The following is an 18,453-nucleotide window of genomic DNA, read 5'->3' as shown; positions in this document are numbered from 1 at the left end:
GGCAAAACTATAATTATTAGTGCTTAGGCGAAGGTATCGATGTGGCTGTCGTCATCTGGTTCTTGCTGTTGCTGATGGCGGGATTTGTTACGGGCAGCGGCAGCATTGTCTTCGGCACTTTCTATCGAGTTTTGATCATGCGGGTCAATTTTTTGTTTTTTCGACAATCGCTCAACTCTAAGCCGTTCTTTAGGGCTTATAACTTGACCGGTTAAGCGGCTAATAATGGGGAAAATTAAGTCTTGGCTCATAGCTGACTCCTATCATCAACTTTTAAAAGCTTCTTCGTTAACACGTTTGCGACAACAACTAACAAAAGCGACGCACACATCTATCTAATTAAGTATATCGGCTAAAAAGTAAACAACTTTAATTTTCAATCAATAAATCTGATCTAGATCTAATTTCAAATTTATACTTGCAAAAAAATCTAAGATTGGTAAGTTAATTCCATACAATTCAGCGCGTGTGGCACTTAGGCTTTAACTCTGCTGAAAATAGGGACTAGAAATGATTTTTAACCTTTTGAATCTACATCACCATCATCATCCAGAGTAGGCTTTCAGGAGGCGTACACCTGGAAGCAAATTAGCTTCCGGTGGTGTCAGACAAATTAGAAACCCCCGGAAGGTATGCCTCCCGGGGGTTTTCTTTATGAACAATAATAAACTGACATCTAAAAAATTAACTTAAAATGGAATAACAACATGCAAAACAACAACCCGAATCAACGCCTACGTATCGCAATCCAAAAGTCCGGCAGATTGAGTAAAGAATCGCAAGCACTACTAAAAAGCTGTGGTATGAAAATTAACTTGCGTGAACAGCGACTGATTGTTCATTCTGAAAATATGCCAGTCGACTTATTGCGGGTACGTGATGATGATATTCCTGGCCTGGTTATGGACGGCGTTGTTGATTTAGGGATTATTGGTGAGAACGTACTTGAAGAAGAATGCATGTTACGTGTTTCTCAACACCAAGACACCAATTTCAAATTGCTTAAGCGTCTAGATTTTGGCCACTGCCGTTTCTCTTTGGCTGTTGCAGACGAGGACGAGTACACCGGTCCTCAAAGCTTAGCCAACAAGCGTATTGCCACCAGTTATCCTGGTATATTGAAACGCTTCTTGGATGAAAAAGGAGTAGAGTTTTCAACTTGTATGCTAAACGGCTCAGTTGAAGTTGCACCGCGTGCAGGCTTGGCCGATGCCATTTGTGACTTAGTCTCGACAGGTGCCACGCTAGAAGCTAATGGACTCAAAGAAGTTGAAGTTATCTATCGCTCTCAGGCTGTGCTCATTCAATCTGACAAAAAGTTAAATAGCGAAAATCAAGCTTTCCTAGACAAGTTACTGATGCGCATGCAAGGCATGATGCAGGCTAAAGAAAGCAAATACATCATGATGCATGCACCTAAATCAAAACTAGAAGCCGTTGTCGCTCTGCTACCAGGTAGTGAGCGCCCAACAATCTTGTCACTAGCTGGCGATGATGACAAAGTAGCAATTCATATGGTGAGTACTGAAAATCTATTTTGGGAAACGATGGAAGAGCTAAGCGCATTAGGAGCAAGCTCGATACTGGTCATGCCAATTGAGAAAATGCTGGGGTAAACGATGGCTGAACTCAATTTCGCTGATGTTTCGTTAAAGGTGGCACAATGGGAACACCTCGACTACAACGCTCAGCAAGACTTGCTCGCTCGGCCCGCACTCGCAGCCAGCGACAAAATAGAAACAGTCGTCGCAGATGTTATCAAAACAGTTCGTCAGTCTGGCGATTTGGCTTTGAAGAATTACGCGAAGCTGTTTGATAAAACTGACATTGAATCAGTACTTGTTCCGCATTCTCAAATCGAAGCAGCAGCAAGTCAACTGAGCAGCGACTTCAAAGCGGCAGTAGCAACAGCCAAAGCTAATGTTGAAGCGTTTCACCGCGCGCAAATACCCCAAGCAGTTGATATTGAAACCATGCCAGGGGTGCGCTGTGAACTACGCCATCAAGCGATTGAGTCTGTTGGCTTGTATGTACCTGGCGGCTCAGCCCCCTTGCCTTCTACGGTGCTTATGCTTGCAATTCCGGCTTTAATCGCCGGCTGCAAGCGGATCGTGTTGAGTTCACCTCCACCAATTGCGGCAGAAATTCTGTATACGGCAAACCTGTGTGGTGTTCAGCAAGTCTATGCTGCCGGCGGAGCACAGGCTATCGCTGCCATGGCTTTTGGCACTCAAAGTGTACAAAAGGTTGATAAAATTTTCGGCCCGGGCAATGCATATGTCACTGAAGCTAAACGTCAAGTAAGCAATCGCTATGGTGGTGCAGCCATCGACATGCCAGCAGGACCATCAGAAGTGTTAGTGATAGCCGATCACTTTGCTAATCCACATTTTGTGGCTGCCGACTTATTGTCTCAAGCTGAACATGGCCCTGACTCGCAAGTCGTTTTAGTTAGCGACAGCGACCAACTTATTGAGCAAACCCGTATAAGCTTAAGTGAACAACTACAAAAGCTTTCTCGCGGTAGCATCGCAAGCCAAGCTATTTCACACAGTATGGCAATTAAAGTTGCGGATATGCAGCAAGCCATGGCGGTAAGCAATCAATATGGACCTGAACACTTAATCATCCAGACCCAAGAACCGCGTAGCTTACTTGAGCATGTGCGCGATGCTGGTAGTGTCTTTTTAGGTGAATGGACACCAGAGTCAGTTGGCGACTACGCAAGTGGAACCAACCACACCTTGCCTACCTATGGTTATACTCGTACTTACTCAAGTTTAGGTACCGCCGACTTTATGAAACGCTTTACCGTGCAAGAGTTAAGTGAACCTGGTTTAAAGTCACTACGTGATGCGGTGGTACACATTGCTAACGCCGAAGGTTTGGACGCACATCGCCGCGCATTGACCATCCGTTTGGGAGAAGAACAATGAATCCCTCTTCAAACTTAGACGACAGTATCGTTCAAGCTCTAGATAGTTTGGCTCGCGTCCAAATTCAAGCTTTAAAGCCTTACCAAAGTGCGCGCCGCATAGGTGGCAGTGGTGATACATGGCTGAACGCTAACGAAAGCCCAGAAATGGCTAAAGTTAGTTATAATCCTGAGCAGCTAAATCGCTACCCGGAATTTCAGCCTAAAGCCTTAATTGATAACTATGCTAACTATGCAGGTGTGAAGCGTGAGCAACTACTTGCCTCGCGCGGAGCTGATGAAGCCATCGAAGTTTTGATACGCAGCTATTGCGAACCCAATCAGGACACCATTGTAATTACTAGCCCTACCTATGGCATGTACCAAGTAAGCGCTGATACGATGGGCGTTAACCTTGTGAGTATCGATTTAGATGATGATTTTCAGCCCAACTACGAAGCGCTAAATAATTGCCAAGCCAAATTGATATTTCTTTGTGCGCCAAACAACCCAACCGGAACCATGCTTGATCATACCTTACTTGCTGACTTACTCGTCAAACAACAAGGTAAGGCCCTGGTTGTTGTCGATGAAGCCTATATAGAATTTTGTCCACAGTTAAGTGTTGTTGGTATGTTGGAAAGCCATCCCAATTTGGTCATTACTCGCACGCTATCTAAAGCCTTCGCATTAGCGGGTCTGCGCTGCGGCTTCACTCTTGCACACCCAGCTGTAATTCAAATGTTATCCAAGGTTATAGCACCTTATCCGATTGCTCGCCCCGTAGCTGATATTGCCGCACAAGCTTTAAGCTGTGAAGGTGTTGAGCTTATGCAACAACGTGTGGCCAAGTTAAATCAGATTCGAGATGATTTTGCTAAGTCAATCAACACCTTGAGACTGGTCGACTATATCTTTCCGGCCACTGCCAATTATTTACTGGTGCGTTTTGTCGATTCAGTAAATGTTTTCCAAAAACTATCCCAACAAGGCATCGTACTTCGTGATTTCGCCAGTAAAGCGCGCCTAGCCAACTGCGTGCGAATCTCCATTGGTAGCGAAGCCGAAATGCAACGCACACTCGATGCACTGTTAGCCTTGGACAAGGAGTCTTAAATGCAACAAGCTATTCTTTTTATCGACCGCGATGGAACACTTATTGATGAGCCTATCAGCGATAAGCAAGTTGACCGTATCGATAAGGTCGTATTGGAACCTCTAGTCATTCCAGAATTGCTTAAACTGCAAGCAGCAGGATTTCGTTTGGTGATGGTTAGTAATCAAGACGGGTTGGGTACAAATTCCTTCCCAACACCAGATTTTGATCTAGCTCAGAATTACATGATGGCTATTTTTAATAGCCAAGGCATCCGATTTGACGATGTGCTTATCTGCCCTCACTTTGAAGAACAAAATTGTAGCTGTCGCAAGCCACGACTTGGTTTGGTCAAAGACTATCTACAAGCCGGCAAAGTTGACTTTGCCAATAGCTATGTCATTGGAGATCGTCATACCGACGTTCAACTGGCTGAAAATATGGGCCTTCAGAGTTTTCAATACAGCCGTGAAAGCTTGTCCTGGCCTATGATAACTCGTGCTTTGCTAAGTAAAGGCCGTAAGGCAACAGTCCAACGCGATACTAATGAGACTCAAATAGCGGTGAGCGTTGATCTAGATAATCCTGGGAACAACGCCATTGAAACCGGTATTGGATTTTTCGACCATATGCTCGACCAAATTGCTACTCACGGTAAGTTCTCACTTCAATGTAAAGTTAGCGGCGACTTACATATCGATGATCACCACAGTGTCGAAGATACCGCTTTAGCTTTAGGCCAAGCCTTACGTGAAGCCTTGGGTAATAAACGTGGCATTGGTCGGTTTGGCTTTGTCCTTCCAATGGACGAATGCCAAGCTCAGTGCGCGCTTGATTTAAGCGGTCGTGCCTATCTTAAGTTTGACGCTCAATTTCCTCGCGATCATATTGGCGAGTTTGCAACAGAAATGGTACCGCACTTTTTCAAAAGTTTAAGTGATAGCCTCGCGTGTACCCTGCACTTGGAAGCACAGGGACAAAACACCCATCACATTGTAGAAGCGCTATTTAAGTGTTTTGGCAGAACCCTTGGCCAAGCCATAAAAATAGAGGGCGATGCCTTGCCTAGTAGTAAAGGGGTGCTATAAGTGAACTTAATTATCGATACTGGCTGCGCAAATCTAAGCTCCGTTAAGTTCGCCCTTGAACGTTTAGGCGCCAAGGTAATCGTTAGCGCCGACAAGCAACAAATCCTAAGTGCTGACAAAGTATTTTTACCTGGCGTTGGCACCGCAAGCGAAGCGATGAACAACTTGCGTCAACGTGGTTTAATTGAGGTGGTTAAGGCGGTTGAAAGCCCCTTACTTGGTATTTGTCTCGGCATGCAAATGCTTTGTGAATATTCCATAGAAGGCGGGGCTAAAGTCGCGGAAAAGCCTGTGCCTTGCTTAGGACTTATACCTGGAACCGTAGCTCCATTAACACCACAAGTCTCACAACGTTTACCACACATGGGATGGAATCAAGTCAAAGCGTCTGCTGGCAATCCGCTATTCAAGGGGATTGAAGAACAACACTATTTCTATTTTGTTCACAGTTATGCGTTGGCTGTGGGTGAGTCGACCATTGCCGAATGTGATTACGGGCAACACTTCAGTGCGGCGGTAAACTATAAAAACTTTTATGGGGTGCAATTTCACCCAGAGCGCTCAGGTCAAGCCGGAGCTAAACTTCTTCAAAACTTCTTGGACCTGTAGTTATGATTATTCCTGCTCTTGATCTCATCGACGGTAAAATTGTGCGCCTCTACCAAGGGGACTACGCCCAAAAGACCATTTACGGCGATGACCCACTGCGTCAGTTTGCTAACTATCATAGCCAAGGCGCTGATGTCCTGCACCTCGTCGACCTTGACGGCGCCAAAGACACGAGCCTTCGACAATTAGATGTGATTCGTCATTTGCTAAGTAATACCCCAGCCAAAATTCAAATTGGTGGCGGCATTCGCAGCGAACAAGATGTAAAAGATTTACTTGATGCCGGTGCGCAGCGAGTTGTTATTGGTTCAACAGCCGTAAAACAGCCCGAATTAGTTGCATCTTGGATTAATCGCTATGGCAGTGAGCACATTGTATTGGCTCTAGATATCAATATTGATGTTGATGGCAATAAGAACGTTGCAGTTTCAGGTTGGCAAGAAGATAGCGGCATTAGCATCGAAGACCTACTCGCCATTTATATTCCAGCGGGTTTAAAGCACGTTTTGTGTACTGATATTTCAAAAGATGGCACCCTCACCGGCTCAAACGTAAGTTTGTACAAGGACTTGTGCCAACAGTACCCACAGATACTTTGGCAGAGCTCTGGCGGTATCGGAAATTTGGACGATATTAAGGCACTCACCGACACCGGCGTTGCTGGGGTCATTGTTGGTCGGGCATTGCTCGAAGGAAAATTCAATGTTGAGGAGGCAATAGCATGCTGGCAAAACGGATAATTCCTTGCCTCGACGTTAAAGATGGCAAAGTGGTTAAAGGCGTACAATTTCGCAATCATGAAATTATGGGCGATATCGTCCCTCTAGCGCAGCGCTACGCACAAGAAGGTGCAGACGAACTGGTTTTTTACGATATTACCGCCAGCAGTGATCAGCGCGTTGTCGATAAAAGCTGGGTTAGCCGCGTCGCCGAGGTGATTGATATTCCATTTTGCGTCGCAGGCGGGATAAAAACTTTAGAGGATGCCAATCGCACCCTACAACATGGCGCTGACAAAGTTTCAATTAACAGCCCTGCCCTTGCAGACCCTAGCTTGGTTACCCGTTTAGCCGACAAATTCGGCGTTCAATGTATTGTTGTAGGTATCGACAGCTACTTCGATGTAAAAACAGGTCAATACCATGTGAAGCAATTCACCGGGGATGAAGCGCGTACCCTTACAACTCAGTGGCAAACTCTCGATTGGGTTAAAGAAGTGCAAGAGCGCGGTGCAGGTGAGATTGTACTCAACGTTATGAACCAAGATGGTGTTCGCCAAGGCTACGACCTTGAGCAGCTTAGTTTGGTGCGCAGCGCCGCAAATGTGCCACTGATTGCAAGTGGTGGTGCAGGAACCATGCAGCATTTTGCTGACGCATTTAAAATTAGTGATGTCGACGGCGCTTTAGCTGCCAGTGTTTTTCATAAAAGCATCATTGATATTCAAGAACTCAAACAATTTTTACGTCAACAAGAGGTTGCAATCCGACTATGAGTCAACAAGCCCAAACCTTAATCGAAGCTATCAATTGGCAAAAAGTCGATAAACTAATCCCCGCAATTATCCAAAATCATCAAAGTGGCCAAGTGCTCATGCTCGGTTACATGGATGCGCAGGCGATTAAAACTAGCTTTGAAAAGCAACAGGTAACCTTTTATAGCCGTACTAAAGATCGTCTTTGGACCAAGGGGGAAGAGTCTGGCAACGTTCTTAACTTAGTTCAAATGAGCCTAGATTGCGACCAAGACACTTTGCTGGTTAGCGCATTACCTGTCGGCCCAACCTGTCACCTTGGCACTGCCTCATGCTTTGCCGACTATCAAGAGCCGCAATTAAGCTTTATAGCCCAGCTACAAACTGTATTAAGCGACCGCAAATCCGCGGACCCGGAAAGCAGCTACACTGCAAGTTTGTTTGCTCGCGGCACCAAGCGCATGGCGCAAAAAGTAGGCGAAGAAGGCGTCGAAGTTGCTTTAGCCGCTATGGCTAAAGATAGAGAAGAACTGACCAATGAAAGTGCCGATTTACTTTATCATTTAATGGCTCTACTTGAGAACGAAGCGCTGCCGTTGCAAGAGGTTGTGGCTTGCTTAGAAGCTCGGCATTTATCAAAGTAACGCGTAGAGCTGCAATCTAAGCAATAATTTGAACCACAAGCCAAACGACAAAAAAGCAGCCTAAAGGCTGCTTTTTTATGAAAGCTTTAAGAAAAATTGAGTTTAGTTTAAGTCTTGCTCAAGTAACCATAGACGAAATGCTTTACGCTCTTCGGCATTGGCACTGCTATAGCTTTTAATCAGTTGCTCAAGGTTACCAACACTTTGTCCAGCATCAGCTGCGCTTACTGCTACAGCTGTTCCAGCGCCAACTGCAGCAGCTGTCTTAATGGTTGATTCGCTGGCTAGTTGCTGCGCTTTGGCCACTTCAGATTTAGCAACGCTGTCAGAAATATCGACTCCGTTCTCCAAATTGTACCCGGCAATAGCGGCTTCGATATCAGAATAAGGGTTAAAACCATCATTTCCTGGAAGTAAGATAGCGTCATTTACTTTTCTTTCAGTATTGTTAGTGGTTATTATCCACGTAGGTGTCCGGCTAAAATAAGCATCTGCTTCTGCAACACGCCGAAAACGTTTTTCCAATTCTATTTTTGTATCGCCTTGTAAATCTAAGTCCACTATATAGGGCTTTGACTTAAATGCCCGGTCGGTATTTGATTCCAACAACAAGGCACCATAGCGGAAAACTACTTGATGTGTTCCTATAGAAAAATCTAAGTTACTTTCATCTCCTAAATAAGACTTCTTAACTTTTTTCCCATTTACAGCCATGATTTCGATACCAAAACCGGCTTCTATTTTTGCAGCATGAGTAACGCCACTGGCAATGAAAACGGATAAGAACATTATGATCCTAATCACGGTTATTTCCTATAAGTAATTATTTAAAAAAAAAGCTGCCCTAGGGCAGCTTAGAGTTTCGTATTCGTTTAAAAACGATTAGAAGCTAGCAGACATACCTACTACGTAACCAGTACGAGTATTGTCAGCATCAGAGAAACCTAATTCAGCAAACGCATTTACGTTTGAAGAGAAGTCATACTGTGCATTGACATAGTAATCGTTAACTTTGTTAGTACTTGTGTAACCGATGTCTTGTTTAGCTTGACCCCAACCTGCAGCAAATGACCAAGCATCCATAACATATTCACCTGTTAAAGCGAATAGTTTGTTCTTATCACCTGAATCTTTGTCTTTAAACTCGTTAATTGAAGCGCTGATAGTGAAATCACTGAACGAATAGTCAGCTTCGATAGCCCAAAGATTTGACTTAGCAGATGCTAAAGTCTCAGCTTGTGCATAATATACACGTCCATCAAATCCACCAGCACGGAAGCCTAAACGACCATCTGTTAGACTAGCTGAGTTTTTTGGATCAACTGCGTTTCCAAGGCCAACCCAAGTGCTCGTAGCTGGGTCATAGTATTCTACTTCGGCAGACTCATCAGCATTAAGCATGTGTGAAATGCCGCCGTAAAACATACCAGTATCAAGTTCATACTTAACTACTTGGTCAGCACGTAGGTCTAGGTTATCGATAAAGCCTTTGTAACCAAACTCTTTATCACGACCAATACCGATGCTATCAGTAATCAATGTTTGACGACCGAAAGTGAATGCACCGAAGTCACCCATAACACCTAAATACATGTCTTTACGAGTAATATCGTTGTCATTGTCAAGCTCATAAGAGACTTTACCACCAACGGTGTAGTTTTGACCAAGGTCATAACCAAGAGCAAAACCAAAATCACCGTCTTTAACGTTGATGTAGTTTGAGTTGCCATCGCCTTTAGCGATGTCAGATTGGAATTGTACTTTAGCTGCGCCTTCTAGAGCTAGAGTTACACCGTCTTGCTCATAGATTACTGCTGCGTTAGCTGCTGATGCGAATAGTGCTGGAATAGCGATCGCTAGAATAGTTTTTTTCATTGTTCCTATGCCTTCTTAGCAAATAAACTTTTTTATAAAAGTTTTTAATTGTCCATAAAATCCCTGTGGTCATCAGGTTTCCCTGAAGCCGTTTACAGATTAGCAAGCTGCGAAAATAAATCAATAAAAAAATGAACTTTTCTTAAAAAACAGTAACCCGCTGATTTAATTATTAAAAATATAGATTTCCGTATCAAATAGATAAATTTATAACGATTCGGTTCACGTTTTTTGAACATTTATTGAAGGAAATCGCTAGTTTTCTTCAATTTAATTGTCGCTTTTATTAGCAACTGAGGAATTCTGCTTTCATAAAATCAGCATAAGGTTCTATGGCAAAAGTGTGTTTTTTGGAACTGCTCAGTTGCAAATAGGCAGCATAAAATTCGGTTAACCAGTTTAACGCATTCATCGTTTGTTAGAATCCGTTCATTAATGCGCCAGCTTCGTGGTTAAATGGTTCAATTTAGCGCTTTGATAAACGACAAGCTTGCTATTTTACTTGCGTTATTTTTGCTAGCATGTGCGCCATTATTAATGGAGGTGTCATGCTCAGCGCTACCCACAAAAAAACCATACGGGCTTGGTACCAAAACTTAAGTGAACAAAACCCGAAAGTATTCCGCTCTCGTCCGGCACAGCTCAAGTTAATTGCCGAGATTGCCAAGACTATTGCTGGCGACATCGATCCGAAGCAGCGCATCCTTTTAGCTGAAGCAGGAACAGGCACCGGAAAGTCGCTCGCTTATCTATTGTCTGCCATTCCTTTAGCCAGAGCCTTAAACAAAACCTTGGTGATCTCGACTGCAACGGTTAGCTTGCAACAGCAGTTGATGGATAAAGAGTTACCCTTGGTGCATCGCGCTGGTGATGGCGATTTTAGTTTTGCCCTTGCAAAAGGTCGCTTGCGTTATTGCTGCGCGCACAAGTTGGCAAGGCCACAACAAACATTAGGGTTCGATGAACCTAAGCAACAACAGCAACTTTTGGAAATGCAAACCGCCTATCAACAAGGTAAATGGGATGGTGATCGCGATAGTTGGACCAGTAAAATTGCGGATAGTTTGTGGTTAGAGATACAAGCGGATAAGCACAGCTGTAATAGTTTGCTGGCTCGTCACCGTACCTGCCCGCTACAAAAAGCCCGAAAGGGATTAAAGAAAGCTAATGTGGTGCTTATCAACCATAGCCTGTTATTAACTGAGCTAAAAAGCGGTGGCGCAGTTGTGTTACCTGAAATCGAAAACTGCATCATCGTTCTGGACGAAGCCCACCAGTTTCCTGAAATTACTCGCGACAACAGCGCCTCCCAGCTTGATCTAAGTAAAGCAATCTTAGAAGTTGATGAAATCCCTAAATTGGCGCAGCAGTTGGAGCAAAGACTTAACACTAGCAAAGCTAGTAACAACGGACTAAAAATTGTTGATGCTTGTAGCGAGCTTAAGGTCGCCTTCACTCAAGTTAAGGCATTTGCCAGTACCAATTCAGATAAGTTCGAATCAAGTAGTTTTGGAGCAACATCTAGCACAGCGCCTTCTCATTGGCGCTATGCTTTGGGGCAATTGCCAAGTACCTTAAGTAATATCAGTGAAAACTACAGTACGCTTGCTGCCACATTAGTTTCGTCGCTTGAGTCTCAAGCCGGACAAATTCAAGATGCTATAAGTGACAATCAAATTAAATCAGCTGTTGGCGAAGCTATGTTATCGCGTTTACACTTGGCACAAGAACAAGCTGACACTTGGGCCAACACCTTAGCACTTTATGGTAAACAGGACGATTATCCGGTTGCCTATTGGATGAGTGAGAATAAAGACGGCTTTGTACTCAATGCCAGCGCAATTGAAGTTGGCGGCTTGCTGCGCGAGATACTTTGGGATAAGGCTTACTCAGTAATTGCGCTTTCGGCAACCCTGTCTGCGCTTGGTCGCTTCGACCATTTTTTACATCAGTCTGGCCTCTACAATTCCCTATCATCAGAGCAAATGCTGCTGCTGCCCTCACCGTTTGATTATCACCGGGTGCGTTTAGACGTACCTATAGATATAGCCCCGCCAGAAGACCCTAAATTTTCCAAGCAAGTTGCCCAATATATATTGAAAAGCCATCAAGCCCGCGAAGCGACTTTGGTGCTGTGTAACTCCTATCGATTACTCAATTTGGTAGATGGCCATTTGCAAGCGCACAAGCTGACTAATCTTTGGAAACAAGGCGAGCAAAGTAACCATCAAGTTTTGAAAAAGCACCGCGCAGCGGTAAAAAAAGGTGAAGCGAGTACCATTTTAGCCAGCATTGGCTTTAGCGAAGGTATTGACTTACCTGGCGACGATTTAACACATCTGATTGTTGCCCGCCTGCCTTTTGCTGTACCCAGCGATCCCTTACAAATGACACACAGTGAGTTACTCGAGTCTCGTGGTCAAAACCCCTTCGTGTTAATCACGCTGCCTGCCGCCAGCCGGCGCTTAATACAAAGTTGTGGACGGCTAATGAGAAAAGAAGAAGATTGCGGTACTATCACCTTGCTTGACCCTCGACTGCGCAGCAAGCATTACGGCCAACAACTGATTAACGCGCTTCCCCCCTTTCAGCGTGTTTTTTAATAGGCCAGAAAGAAATATCTGGCTACTGATGCGAATACATATAAAGGAAACACGACTAGATGCTTGAGCTTGGACTAGAGTTCAATAGTTTATTGCTAATTATCGCTATTGGGCTGATTGCCGGATTCATAGATGCCATCGCTGGCGGCGGTGGACTCTTAACGATCCCTGCCCTGCTTAGTATTGGGCTCCCTCCACATCTTGCATTAGGGACTAATAAGCTAGCGGCTAGTTTTGGTTCTTGCACAGCAGCATGGACCTATTTTCGCAAGAAACTATTTGACCCTCAATTCTGGCGATGGTCTTTTGTTGCAACGGCCAGCGGGGCCTTTATAGGTACCTTTGCTGTAGATTTCATTTCATCTCAATGGCTCGATAAGCTACTACCCTTGGTGATCATTATTATTGCCGTTTATAGTATTGTAATGCCTAGCAATAAAGATGGTGGTGACAAGCTGCCAACTGCAGGACCGAGTTTGAACAACAAAATATTTGGACAAGGCTTCAGTTTAGGCCTTTATGACGGCATCGCCGGACCAGGTACAGGGGCATTTTGGACCGTCTCGAGTATGAGTCTTTATAAACTAAATATTTTGCTCGCTTCAGGCTTGGCCAAGGCGATGAACTTTACGTCTAACTTTGTAAGCTTTATTACCTTTGTTTATCTAGGGCACGTTAATTGGACGATCGGTTTGCTGTTGGGTTTTAGTATTATGTTTGGTAGCTATTTCGGTGCACATTCTGCGATTCGCTTTGGGGCTAAATTCATCCGTCCGGTGTTTATAACCATGGTCTTAATCATTGCCGGTAACCTTGCATGGCAAGCGTGGTTCTAGATGACGCCACTTTCCAGCCTAGGGCTTAATAGCGATAAACAACAGCATATACGCGAGTTACTCATTAGCCTTGAGCAAGATGCTGGCTATAGTGATGAGCGAGGAAAACGTAATGCATTTCAAAAAATGCAGCGTTGCTTTCCGCCGTTTAATACCCGTAGCGATGCATTTAGCGATTACGCCATTGAACTAAAACTTGAATTTGAGCGCCTACTTGAGCTTGGGCAACGTAGCGATTGCAGCTATGAATTACTAGAGCAGTACAGCGAACGTTTTTTGGTGAAAATTGCATTTCTCAAACAATGCTTGGCTAAAGTTAGTCAAAGTTTTGGTAAAAATACTAGTGATTGGCAACAACACTTACAGTCTTTGCAATATAGTGATGACCGAGAAGCCATCTATAAAGCTTTAGCTAAACAAAAGCACTATGAAGCGCAACTGAAACAAAAAATCACCAAAGCAGAAACCATCGAAGCCCAAAGTGCCAACCAACATGCCTTACAACTACGACTACAGCGCTGTCAAAACTCAACCACAGCTTTACGTCAGCGCTTAGACTTACTTAAACACAAAAACTAGTAGCGATTACCCTATGTCACTTGAGAATGCAGCAGCCGAAGTTCAATTAGCAGTTGACCTGATCCAAATTCTAGAAGAGAACCAATTAGAGACAACCATTGTACTCAAAGCCTTAGATATTGTTCGCCAAGACTTTGAAAAAAAGCGCGTACTTGAACAAAACCAAGTTAACAATAACTAATTGCACAAATCCCTAGTCGTTGAGCGACCAATCATACTCATGGTAGCTTAGTTTAGCGTTCTTTATTTGTTCAACACTCACTGAAAACAATTCGTTATAATTAGCTATATAGTTTTTAACCCCTTGTTCACCCTTGCTCCCACCGCTAGCAAAGTCATCACCATACCAATCGAAAATTGTGGATACTTTAAGTACACCTTGACTATAGCTATTCTCACTACCTCTCAAAAAACCTTGCATCGCATTTTCAAGCATGGCTTCTAAGTTTTGAGCCGTAAATGCTTTGTTTTGTAACGGTGGGCAGCCTTTTGATGCACAAACTACCGCTACATGTATCCGTGGTTCGCTAAATTCACCCCGAATTAAGGTGTGTTCAATATGGTCTAAACTGACATTTTGGCCAAATAGTGGAAAGTTTTTCTTTTTCCAAGGAGAACTAAACACGCTACCCAACTCCTTTATCGATTCAATATCTGGGTACTTACTTAATATAAAGCTGACGGTATAGGCATTATAAACGTTGATGAGAAACGCCAGCTGCTCATCATCATTCCAGCTTTGATACTGGTCCATGTTTACCGACGCTATCGAGTTTAAGTATTGCTTTAACAGCTTTCGATCAACATTTTTATAGGCAATACGACTATGAGTATTGTCTTCAAAGTAAGTCACATTACTTTGCAATAGTTGATTCCATTGGCTGTGGTCAAAACTTTCTGCATGACTTGCCGTTGCGCTAAACATAAAGCTAACAAAAAGTAGTAAAGGCAACTTAAACATGGCTGGTAAGGCTTTAATCCGCACAAAAAGCCATCGAACAGTTGTAAATTGTTGAACAGAGTCTTGCATCGCGCGAATGAATCGGTGACAATGGCGCCGCCTCAACGAGGCAGTGCTATGGTGGTCCTTTTGGTCCTCTCGCATCGATAATTCTTTGACCTGGTCAGGCCCGGAAGGGAGCAGCCAAGGGGAACGACTCGAGTGCCGGGATGTGGCTGATTGGACCGCCACCCAATTCCCCTCAGGTTTTACCGTTTCAATAGATTTCACTACAACTTCCTTTTTGAACACTGCTAATTTCGGTTATTCTAACAACTTACTATCTATAGACACTCAAACTTAAAATAAAATTTCATTACCTTTTACATCACCCCTGTCCCCGTTCCTTATTCCAGTACCTTACTCCCTGTTCCCTGTTCCATGTTCCCTGTTCCTTGTACCTTACTCCCTGTTTCTTGCCCTTGTTCCTTGTACCTTATTCCTTGCTCCTTGCTCCTTGGGCAAGTTAAATCGAGAGCAACATCACAAACAACGAAAAGTCCAAGTTCTTGAAGCTTTTGTCTATTCTTAAGCAGCCAAAATCTACCTATGATTAAGCATCTATGGCTAAACATGGAACAGCAATGCAAACTCCTTCAATTATCGGCCTTATTGGTTGTGGCAATATTAGTACGTCCTACTTTCGAGCATCAAAGCTTTTTGACAATATTCGAATCGACTATTGCGCCGACTTATTTCCCGAAGCTGCACTAAAAACAGCACAGGAGCATGGCATACAAGCTCAATCCATAGAGCAACTGCTGCAAAACTCCAACGTTGACATTATTCTTAACTTAACTACGCCCCAATCTCATTGCTCAGTAAATCTTGCGGCTTTAAACGCTGGCAAGCATGTTTATTGTGAGAAGCCCTTTGGCTTAGAGTTAGCTGAAGCAAAACAGGTACTCGATAGAGCCAATGAACTCAATCTTTATGTTGGTTGTGCACCGGACACCTTTCTAGGCGCTGGCTTGCAAACTTGCCGTAAAATCGTCGATGATGGCTGGCTTGGAAAAGTTACTGCAGGCAGTGCCAATATGAGCTGCCATGGCCATGAATCTTGGCATCCAAACCCATCATTTTACTACCAAAAAGGTGCTGGCCCTTTATATGATATGGGCCCCTACTATATTACTGCCTTGGTCAATATTCTAGGACCTGTGGCATCAGTGACGGCGATGAGTAATCGCAGTAGCGAGCAACGAATCGCTAGCTGTGAAGAGCAACGAGGGAAAGTTTTAGATGTCGAGGTTGACACCCACGTTTGTGCCTTACTTAAGTTTGAAAGCGGAACGCTAATTAACTTTTCAATGAGTTTTGATACCTGGGCTACGCATACCGCTCCCATTGAGCTGCACGGACAACTTGGCAGCTTAAAAGTAAATGACCCAAATATGTTTGATGGCGATATTCAACTGTTTAGTCAGCACAATCCACAATGGCAAAGCATTCCATACTCTCACGCAAATCAACAAGATATGCGCAGTGTCGGATTAGCAGATATGGCCAGTGCTATTCGCAAAAATCGTCCAGCCCGCGCAAGTGGAAAACTCGCTTATCATGTACTTGAAGTGATGGATTGCATAAATCGCTCCTGTATTAGCACCGAAACCCACAGCATAACCAGTACATGCTCAAGAACTCCCCCCCTTCCCTGTGAGTTACTTGATGGACAAATCGACTAGGAGATATACAATGCAAGCACCCAAAACAGCACTCATCGTCTGGGGCGGCTGGGACGGCCACGAACCACAGGCAATTGCCCAGTTTTTTGCTCAGCAAATCCGTGAACTTGGTATGCAGGTTACGATTTCGGATAGTCTCGATAGTTTTGCTGACCTAACTCAGTTGTCTAGTTATAGCCTCATAGTTCCAATTTGGACGATGGGAGAAATCCCTGATAAGTATGTTGAGAATATTTGCGAAGCCGTAGCTTCTGGCGTCGGCCTAGCAGGTTGCCATGGTGGTATGTGCGACGCGTTTCGTTCAAGCGTACTTTGGCAATTTATGACTGGCGGAAATTGGGTCAGTCACCCCGGAGGCGATGGCGTTAAACAACGGATTCATTTCAAAAATAGAGATAGCGAATTAAGTGCTGGTCTTAGAGATTTTGATATCGAAACCGAGCATTACTATTTGCAAGTAGACCCAGCCAATAACGTATTAGCAACAACAATTTTTCCAAGTATTAATTGGTATCACAGTGCCAATGGTATGGTGGAAATGCCAGTTATGTGGACTAAGATGTGGGCAACTGGACGCGTTTTCTACAATGCCTTGGGTCATAACTTAGCCATTGTAAGCGACTCAAATGTAAGCGAGATGATGCGCCGAGGTTTTGAGTGGGCGGCAAACTCACGAGAAGCTGCGCTCCAACATGGGTATACCAAAGATATGTATTCTAATAATCTTCAGAACTATTGAGGTAAGCAACTTCGGTCCGCTGCAGTTTTGCTTGGCCTAGCAAAAAAGCGGGAAAGCAAAAGGCCTTCATACCTAAAACTAAGCTATGAAGGCCTGTATTGTCACATAATGAGCATTACCTCAACTAAGCACCGCGGTTGTATTTAGCAGTGCGTTGGAACGCTAGTTCATTCTCATCAAATAAGTAACATGCGTTAGTTGGAATACCAACTGTAAGTTGATCTCCAGCTTCAGCTGGAAATTCTGGACGCGCTTTAAAAGTAAAGTCGCAACCTTTAACGTCCATATAAACGAATGACTCAGAACCTAAGTGCTCAGTGACTTGAACAATGCCGGTTACTTTACTCTGCGCATGCTCATGCTCAGACTCTACTAGATGCTCAGGGCGAATACCTAATTGCACTGCGTCACCCACTTTAGCGCGGTTAGCGTCAACTGCCGCTGTAACACGTTCACCAGTGATTAGTTCAACAACGCAGTCTTTAGCATTAATTTCAACTAAGGTTGCATCAACAAAATTCATTTTTGGAGAACCAATAAAACCAGCAACGAACTTGTTGTCTGGGTTGTGATACAAATCAAGCGGAGAACCAAATTGCTCTAAGTTAGAATCAGCGCCTTCGTCAAGCGGGCTTAGTACCACAATCTTATCGGCTAAGGTCATTGCTTCGACTTGGTCATGGGTAACGTAGATAATTGTCGATTGCAATTCTTTATGCAACTTCGCAATCTCAATTCGCATTTTTACACGCAGCGCAGCATCTAGGTTAGATAGTGGCTCATCAAACAGGAACACATTAGGTTGTTGTACAATACAACGCCCGATTGCAACACGTTGGCGTTGGCCACCACTAAGCTCTTTGGGTTTGCGTTCTAATAAGGGATCTAAGCCTAAAATATCCGATGCATTATCAACGCGCTTTTTAATCGTTGCTGCGTCCATCTTTTTAAGTTTTAGACCAAAAGACATATTCTCGCGAAGATCCATATGTGGATACAAAGCATAGCTTTGGAATACCATACCCACATTACGTTCAACCGGTGGTACGTCGTTCATGTAGCTGTCGCCGATCTTCAATTCGCCAGAGGTGATGTCCTCAAGACCTGCAATCATGCGTAGCAAGGTCGACTTTCCACAACCTGAAGGCCCAACGAAAACAATAAACTCGCCTTCTTTAATATCTAAATTGATATTGCGTAGTGTGTCTTTGTGTAGTGTTTCATCGTAATTTTTACGAACAGCATTAAGCGATACATTTGCCATTTTTGTAATTTCCAAAATTCTTTGTTACGGGCTAAGCCCAAAGCTTA

At 43.9% G+C, this 18,453-nt stretch carries 19 protein-coding genes, 1 other RNA gene and 1 other annotated feature; of the genes, 15 read left to right on the top strand and 5 right to left on the bottom strand.

All coding sequences use genetic code 11. The annotated features are described in order from the left end of the window. Positions 1-23: 23 nt before the first annotated feature. The gene (locus DBZ36_RS03660; RefSeq protein ID WP_120353577.1) at positions 24-251 is read right to left on the bottom strand and encodes a hypothetical protein; all 228 of its coding nucleotides are present in this window, start codon (positions 249-251) and stop codon (positions 24-26) included. A 282-nt stretch (positions 252-533) separates the two neighbouring features. Further along, positions 534-654 (top strand) — a sequence feature (His leader region). A 53-nt stretch (positions 655-707) separates the two neighbouring features. On the opposite strand from DBZ36_RS03660, the gene hisG reads away from it, so the two are divergent. Genes hisG through hisIE form a run of 8 tightly spaced genes read left to right on the top strand, consistent with a single transcriptional unit; the run spans position 708 to position 7,825 of the window. Then, positions 708-1,616, top strand: a complete 909-nt coding sequence (gene hisG / locus DBZ36_RS03655; RefSeq protein ID WP_120353576.1) for an ATP phosphoribosyltransferase — start codon at positions 708-710, stop codon at positions 1,614-1,616. 3 nt (positions 1,617-1,619) lie between these two features. After that, positions 1,620-2,936: a histidinol dehydrogenase gene (hisD, locus tag DBZ36_RS03650; protein ID WP_120353575.1), complete on the top strand. Its 1,317-nt coding sequence runs from the start codon at positions 1,620-1,622 to the stop codon at positions 2,934-2,936. Further along, a complete protein-coding gene (gene hisC / locus DBZ36_RS03645) occupies positions 2,933-4,030 on the top strand; it encodes a histidinol-phosphate transaminase (RefSeq protein WP_199711765.1) in 1,098 nt (365 codons plus the stop codon). The genes hisD and hisC overlap by 4 nt, the downstream gene beginning before the upstream one ends. Next, on the top strand, positions 4,031-5,098 hold the full coding sequence (gene hisB, locus DBZ36_RS03640) for a bifunctional histidinol-phosphatase/imidazoleglycerol-phosphate dehydratase HisB (protein ID WP_120353574.1): 1,068 nt from the start codon (positions 4,031-4,033) through the stop codon (positions 5,096-5,098). After that, the gene (gene hisH, locus DBZ36_RS03635) at positions 5,099-5,707 is read left to right on the top strand and encodes an imidazole glycerol phosphate synthase subunit HisH (RefSeq protein WP_120353573.1); all 609 of its coding nucleotides are present in this window, start codon (positions 5,099-5,101) and stop codon (positions 5,705-5,707) included. 2 nt (positions 5,708-5,709) lie between these two features. Beyond that, positions 5,710-6,447, top strand: coding sequence for a 1-(5-phosphoribosyl)-5-[(5-phosphoribosylamino)methylideneamino]imidazole-4-carboxamide isomerase (gene hisA / locus DBZ36_RS03630; RefSeq protein ID WP_120353572.1), 738 nt, complete (start codon positions 5,710-5,712; stop codon positions 6,445-6,447). After that, complete coding sequence (hisF, locus tag DBZ36_RS03625) at positions 6,429-7,202, top strand: imidazole glycerol phosphate synthase subunit HisF (protein ID WP_120353571.1); 774 nt, start codon at positions 6,429-6,431, stop codon at positions 7,200-7,202. Before hisA ends, hisF begins: the two co-directional genes overlap by 19 nt. Beyond that, positions 7,199-7,825 (top strand): bifunctional phosphoribosyl-AMP cyclohydrolase/phosphoribosyl-ATP diphosphatase HisIE, encoded by a 627-nt coding sequence (gene hisIE / locus DBZ36_RS03620; protein WP_120353570.1) that lies wholly within the window; start codon positions 7,199-7,201, stop codon positions 7,823-7,825. Before hisF ends, hisIE begins: the two co-directional genes overlap by 4 nt. Before the next feature lie 102 nt (positions 7,826-7,927). Here the strand turns inward: hisIE and DBZ36_RS03615 are convergent, their stop codons facing one another. Further along, positions 7,928-8,629, bottom strand: a complete 702-nt coding sequence (locus DBZ36_RS03615) for a DUF2057 family protein (protein WP_147394992.1) — start codon at positions 8,627-8,629, stop codon at positions 7,928-7,930. A gap of 78 nt (positions 8,630-8,707) precedes the next feature. Beyond that, entirely contained in the window at positions 8,708-9,700 is a 993-nt protein-coding gene (locus DBZ36_RS03610; RefSeq protein ID WP_120353568.1) for a porin, read from the bottom strand. A gap of 548 nt (positions 9,701-10,248) precedes the next feature. Between DBZ36_RS03610 and dinG the strand changes: the two genes are divergently transcribed. From dinG to DBZ36_RS03590, 4 genes are read left to right on the top strand one after another with little or no spacing between them, the layout of a single operon-like run. Next, positions 10,249-12,303, top strand: a complete 2,055-nt coding sequence (dinG, locus tag DBZ36_RS03605) for an ATP-dependent DNA helicase DinG (RefSeq protein WP_158589024.1) — start codon at positions 10,249-10,251, stop codon at positions 12,301-12,303. A 59-nt stretch (positions 12,304-12,362) separates the two neighbouring features. Next, on the top strand, positions 12,363-13,139 hold the full coding sequence (locus DBZ36_RS03600; protein ID WP_120353566.1) for a sulfite exporter TauE/SafE family protein: 777 nt from the start codon (positions 12,363-12,365) through the stop codon (positions 13,137-13,139). Then, positions 13,140-13,718 carry a primosomal replication protein PriC gene (gene priC / locus DBZ36_RS03595; protein WP_120353565.1) on the top strand — a complete coding sequence of 193 codons (579 nt, stop codon included), beginning with the start codon at positions 13,140-13,142 and terminating at the stop codon, positions 13,716-13,718. 13 nt (positions 13,719-13,731) lie between these two features. Then, the gene (locus tag DBZ36_RS03590; RefSeq protein WP_120353564.1) at positions 13,732-13,899 is read left to right on the top strand and encodes a DUF2496 domain-containing protein; all 168 of its coding nucleotides are present in this window, start codon (positions 13,732-13,734) and stop codon (positions 13,897-13,899) included. A gap of 12 nt (positions 13,900-13,911) precedes the next feature. Here the strand turns inward: DBZ36_RS03590 and DBZ36_RS03585 are convergent, their stop codons facing one another. Then, positions 13,912-14,748, bottom strand: a complete 837-nt coding sequence (locus tag DBZ36_RS03585) for a DUF547 domain-containing protein (RefSeq protein WP_120353563.1) — start codon at positions 14,746-14,748, stop codon at positions 13,912-13,914. Positions 14,749-14,806: 58 nt separating this feature from the next. On the opposite strand from DBZ36_RS03585, the gene ffs reads away from it, so the two are divergent. The 3 genes from ffs to DBZ36_RS03565 all read left to right on the top strand — a co-directional run bounded on the left by ffs (position 14,807) and on the right by DBZ36_RS03565 (position 17,142). Further along, positions 14,807-14,903, top strand: an RNA gene (gene ffs / locus DBZ36_RS03580) — signal recognition particle sRNA small type. Between the two features lie 399 nt (positions 14,904-15,302). Further along, positions 15,303-16,403 (top strand): Gfo/Idh/MocA family protein, encoded by a 1,101-nt coding sequence (locus tag DBZ36_RS03570; RefSeq protein WP_158589023.1) that lies wholly within the window; start codon positions 15,303-15,305, stop codon positions 16,401-16,403. A gap of 10 nt (positions 16,404-16,413) precedes the next feature. Continuing rightward, positions 16,414-17,142: a ThuA domain-containing protein gene (locus DBZ36_RS03565; RefSeq protein ID WP_120353560.1), complete on the top strand. Its 729-nt coding sequence runs from the start codon at positions 16,414-16,416 to the stop codon at positions 17,140-17,142. Between the two features lie 124 nt (positions 17,143-17,266). On the opposite strand, the gene DBZ36_RS03560 is transcribed toward DBZ36_RS03565, so the two are convergent. After that, the gene (locus tag DBZ36_RS03560) at positions 17,267-18,406 is read right to left on the bottom strand and encodes an ABC transporter ATP-binding protein (RefSeq protein WP_120353559.1); all 1,140 of its coding nucleotides are present in this window, start codon (positions 18,404-18,406) and stop codon (positions 17,267-17,269) included. Between the last annotated feature and the right edge of the window lie 47 nt (positions 18,407-18,453).

This window comes from Alginatibacterium sediminis, assembly GCF_003610775.1.
Taxonomy (GTDB): Bacteria; Pseudomonadota; Gammaproteobacteria; order Enterobacterales; family Celerinatantimonadaceae; genus Alginatibacterium; species Alginatibacterium sediminis.
This window is presented reverse-complemented; position numbering and strand designations above follow the sequence as displayed.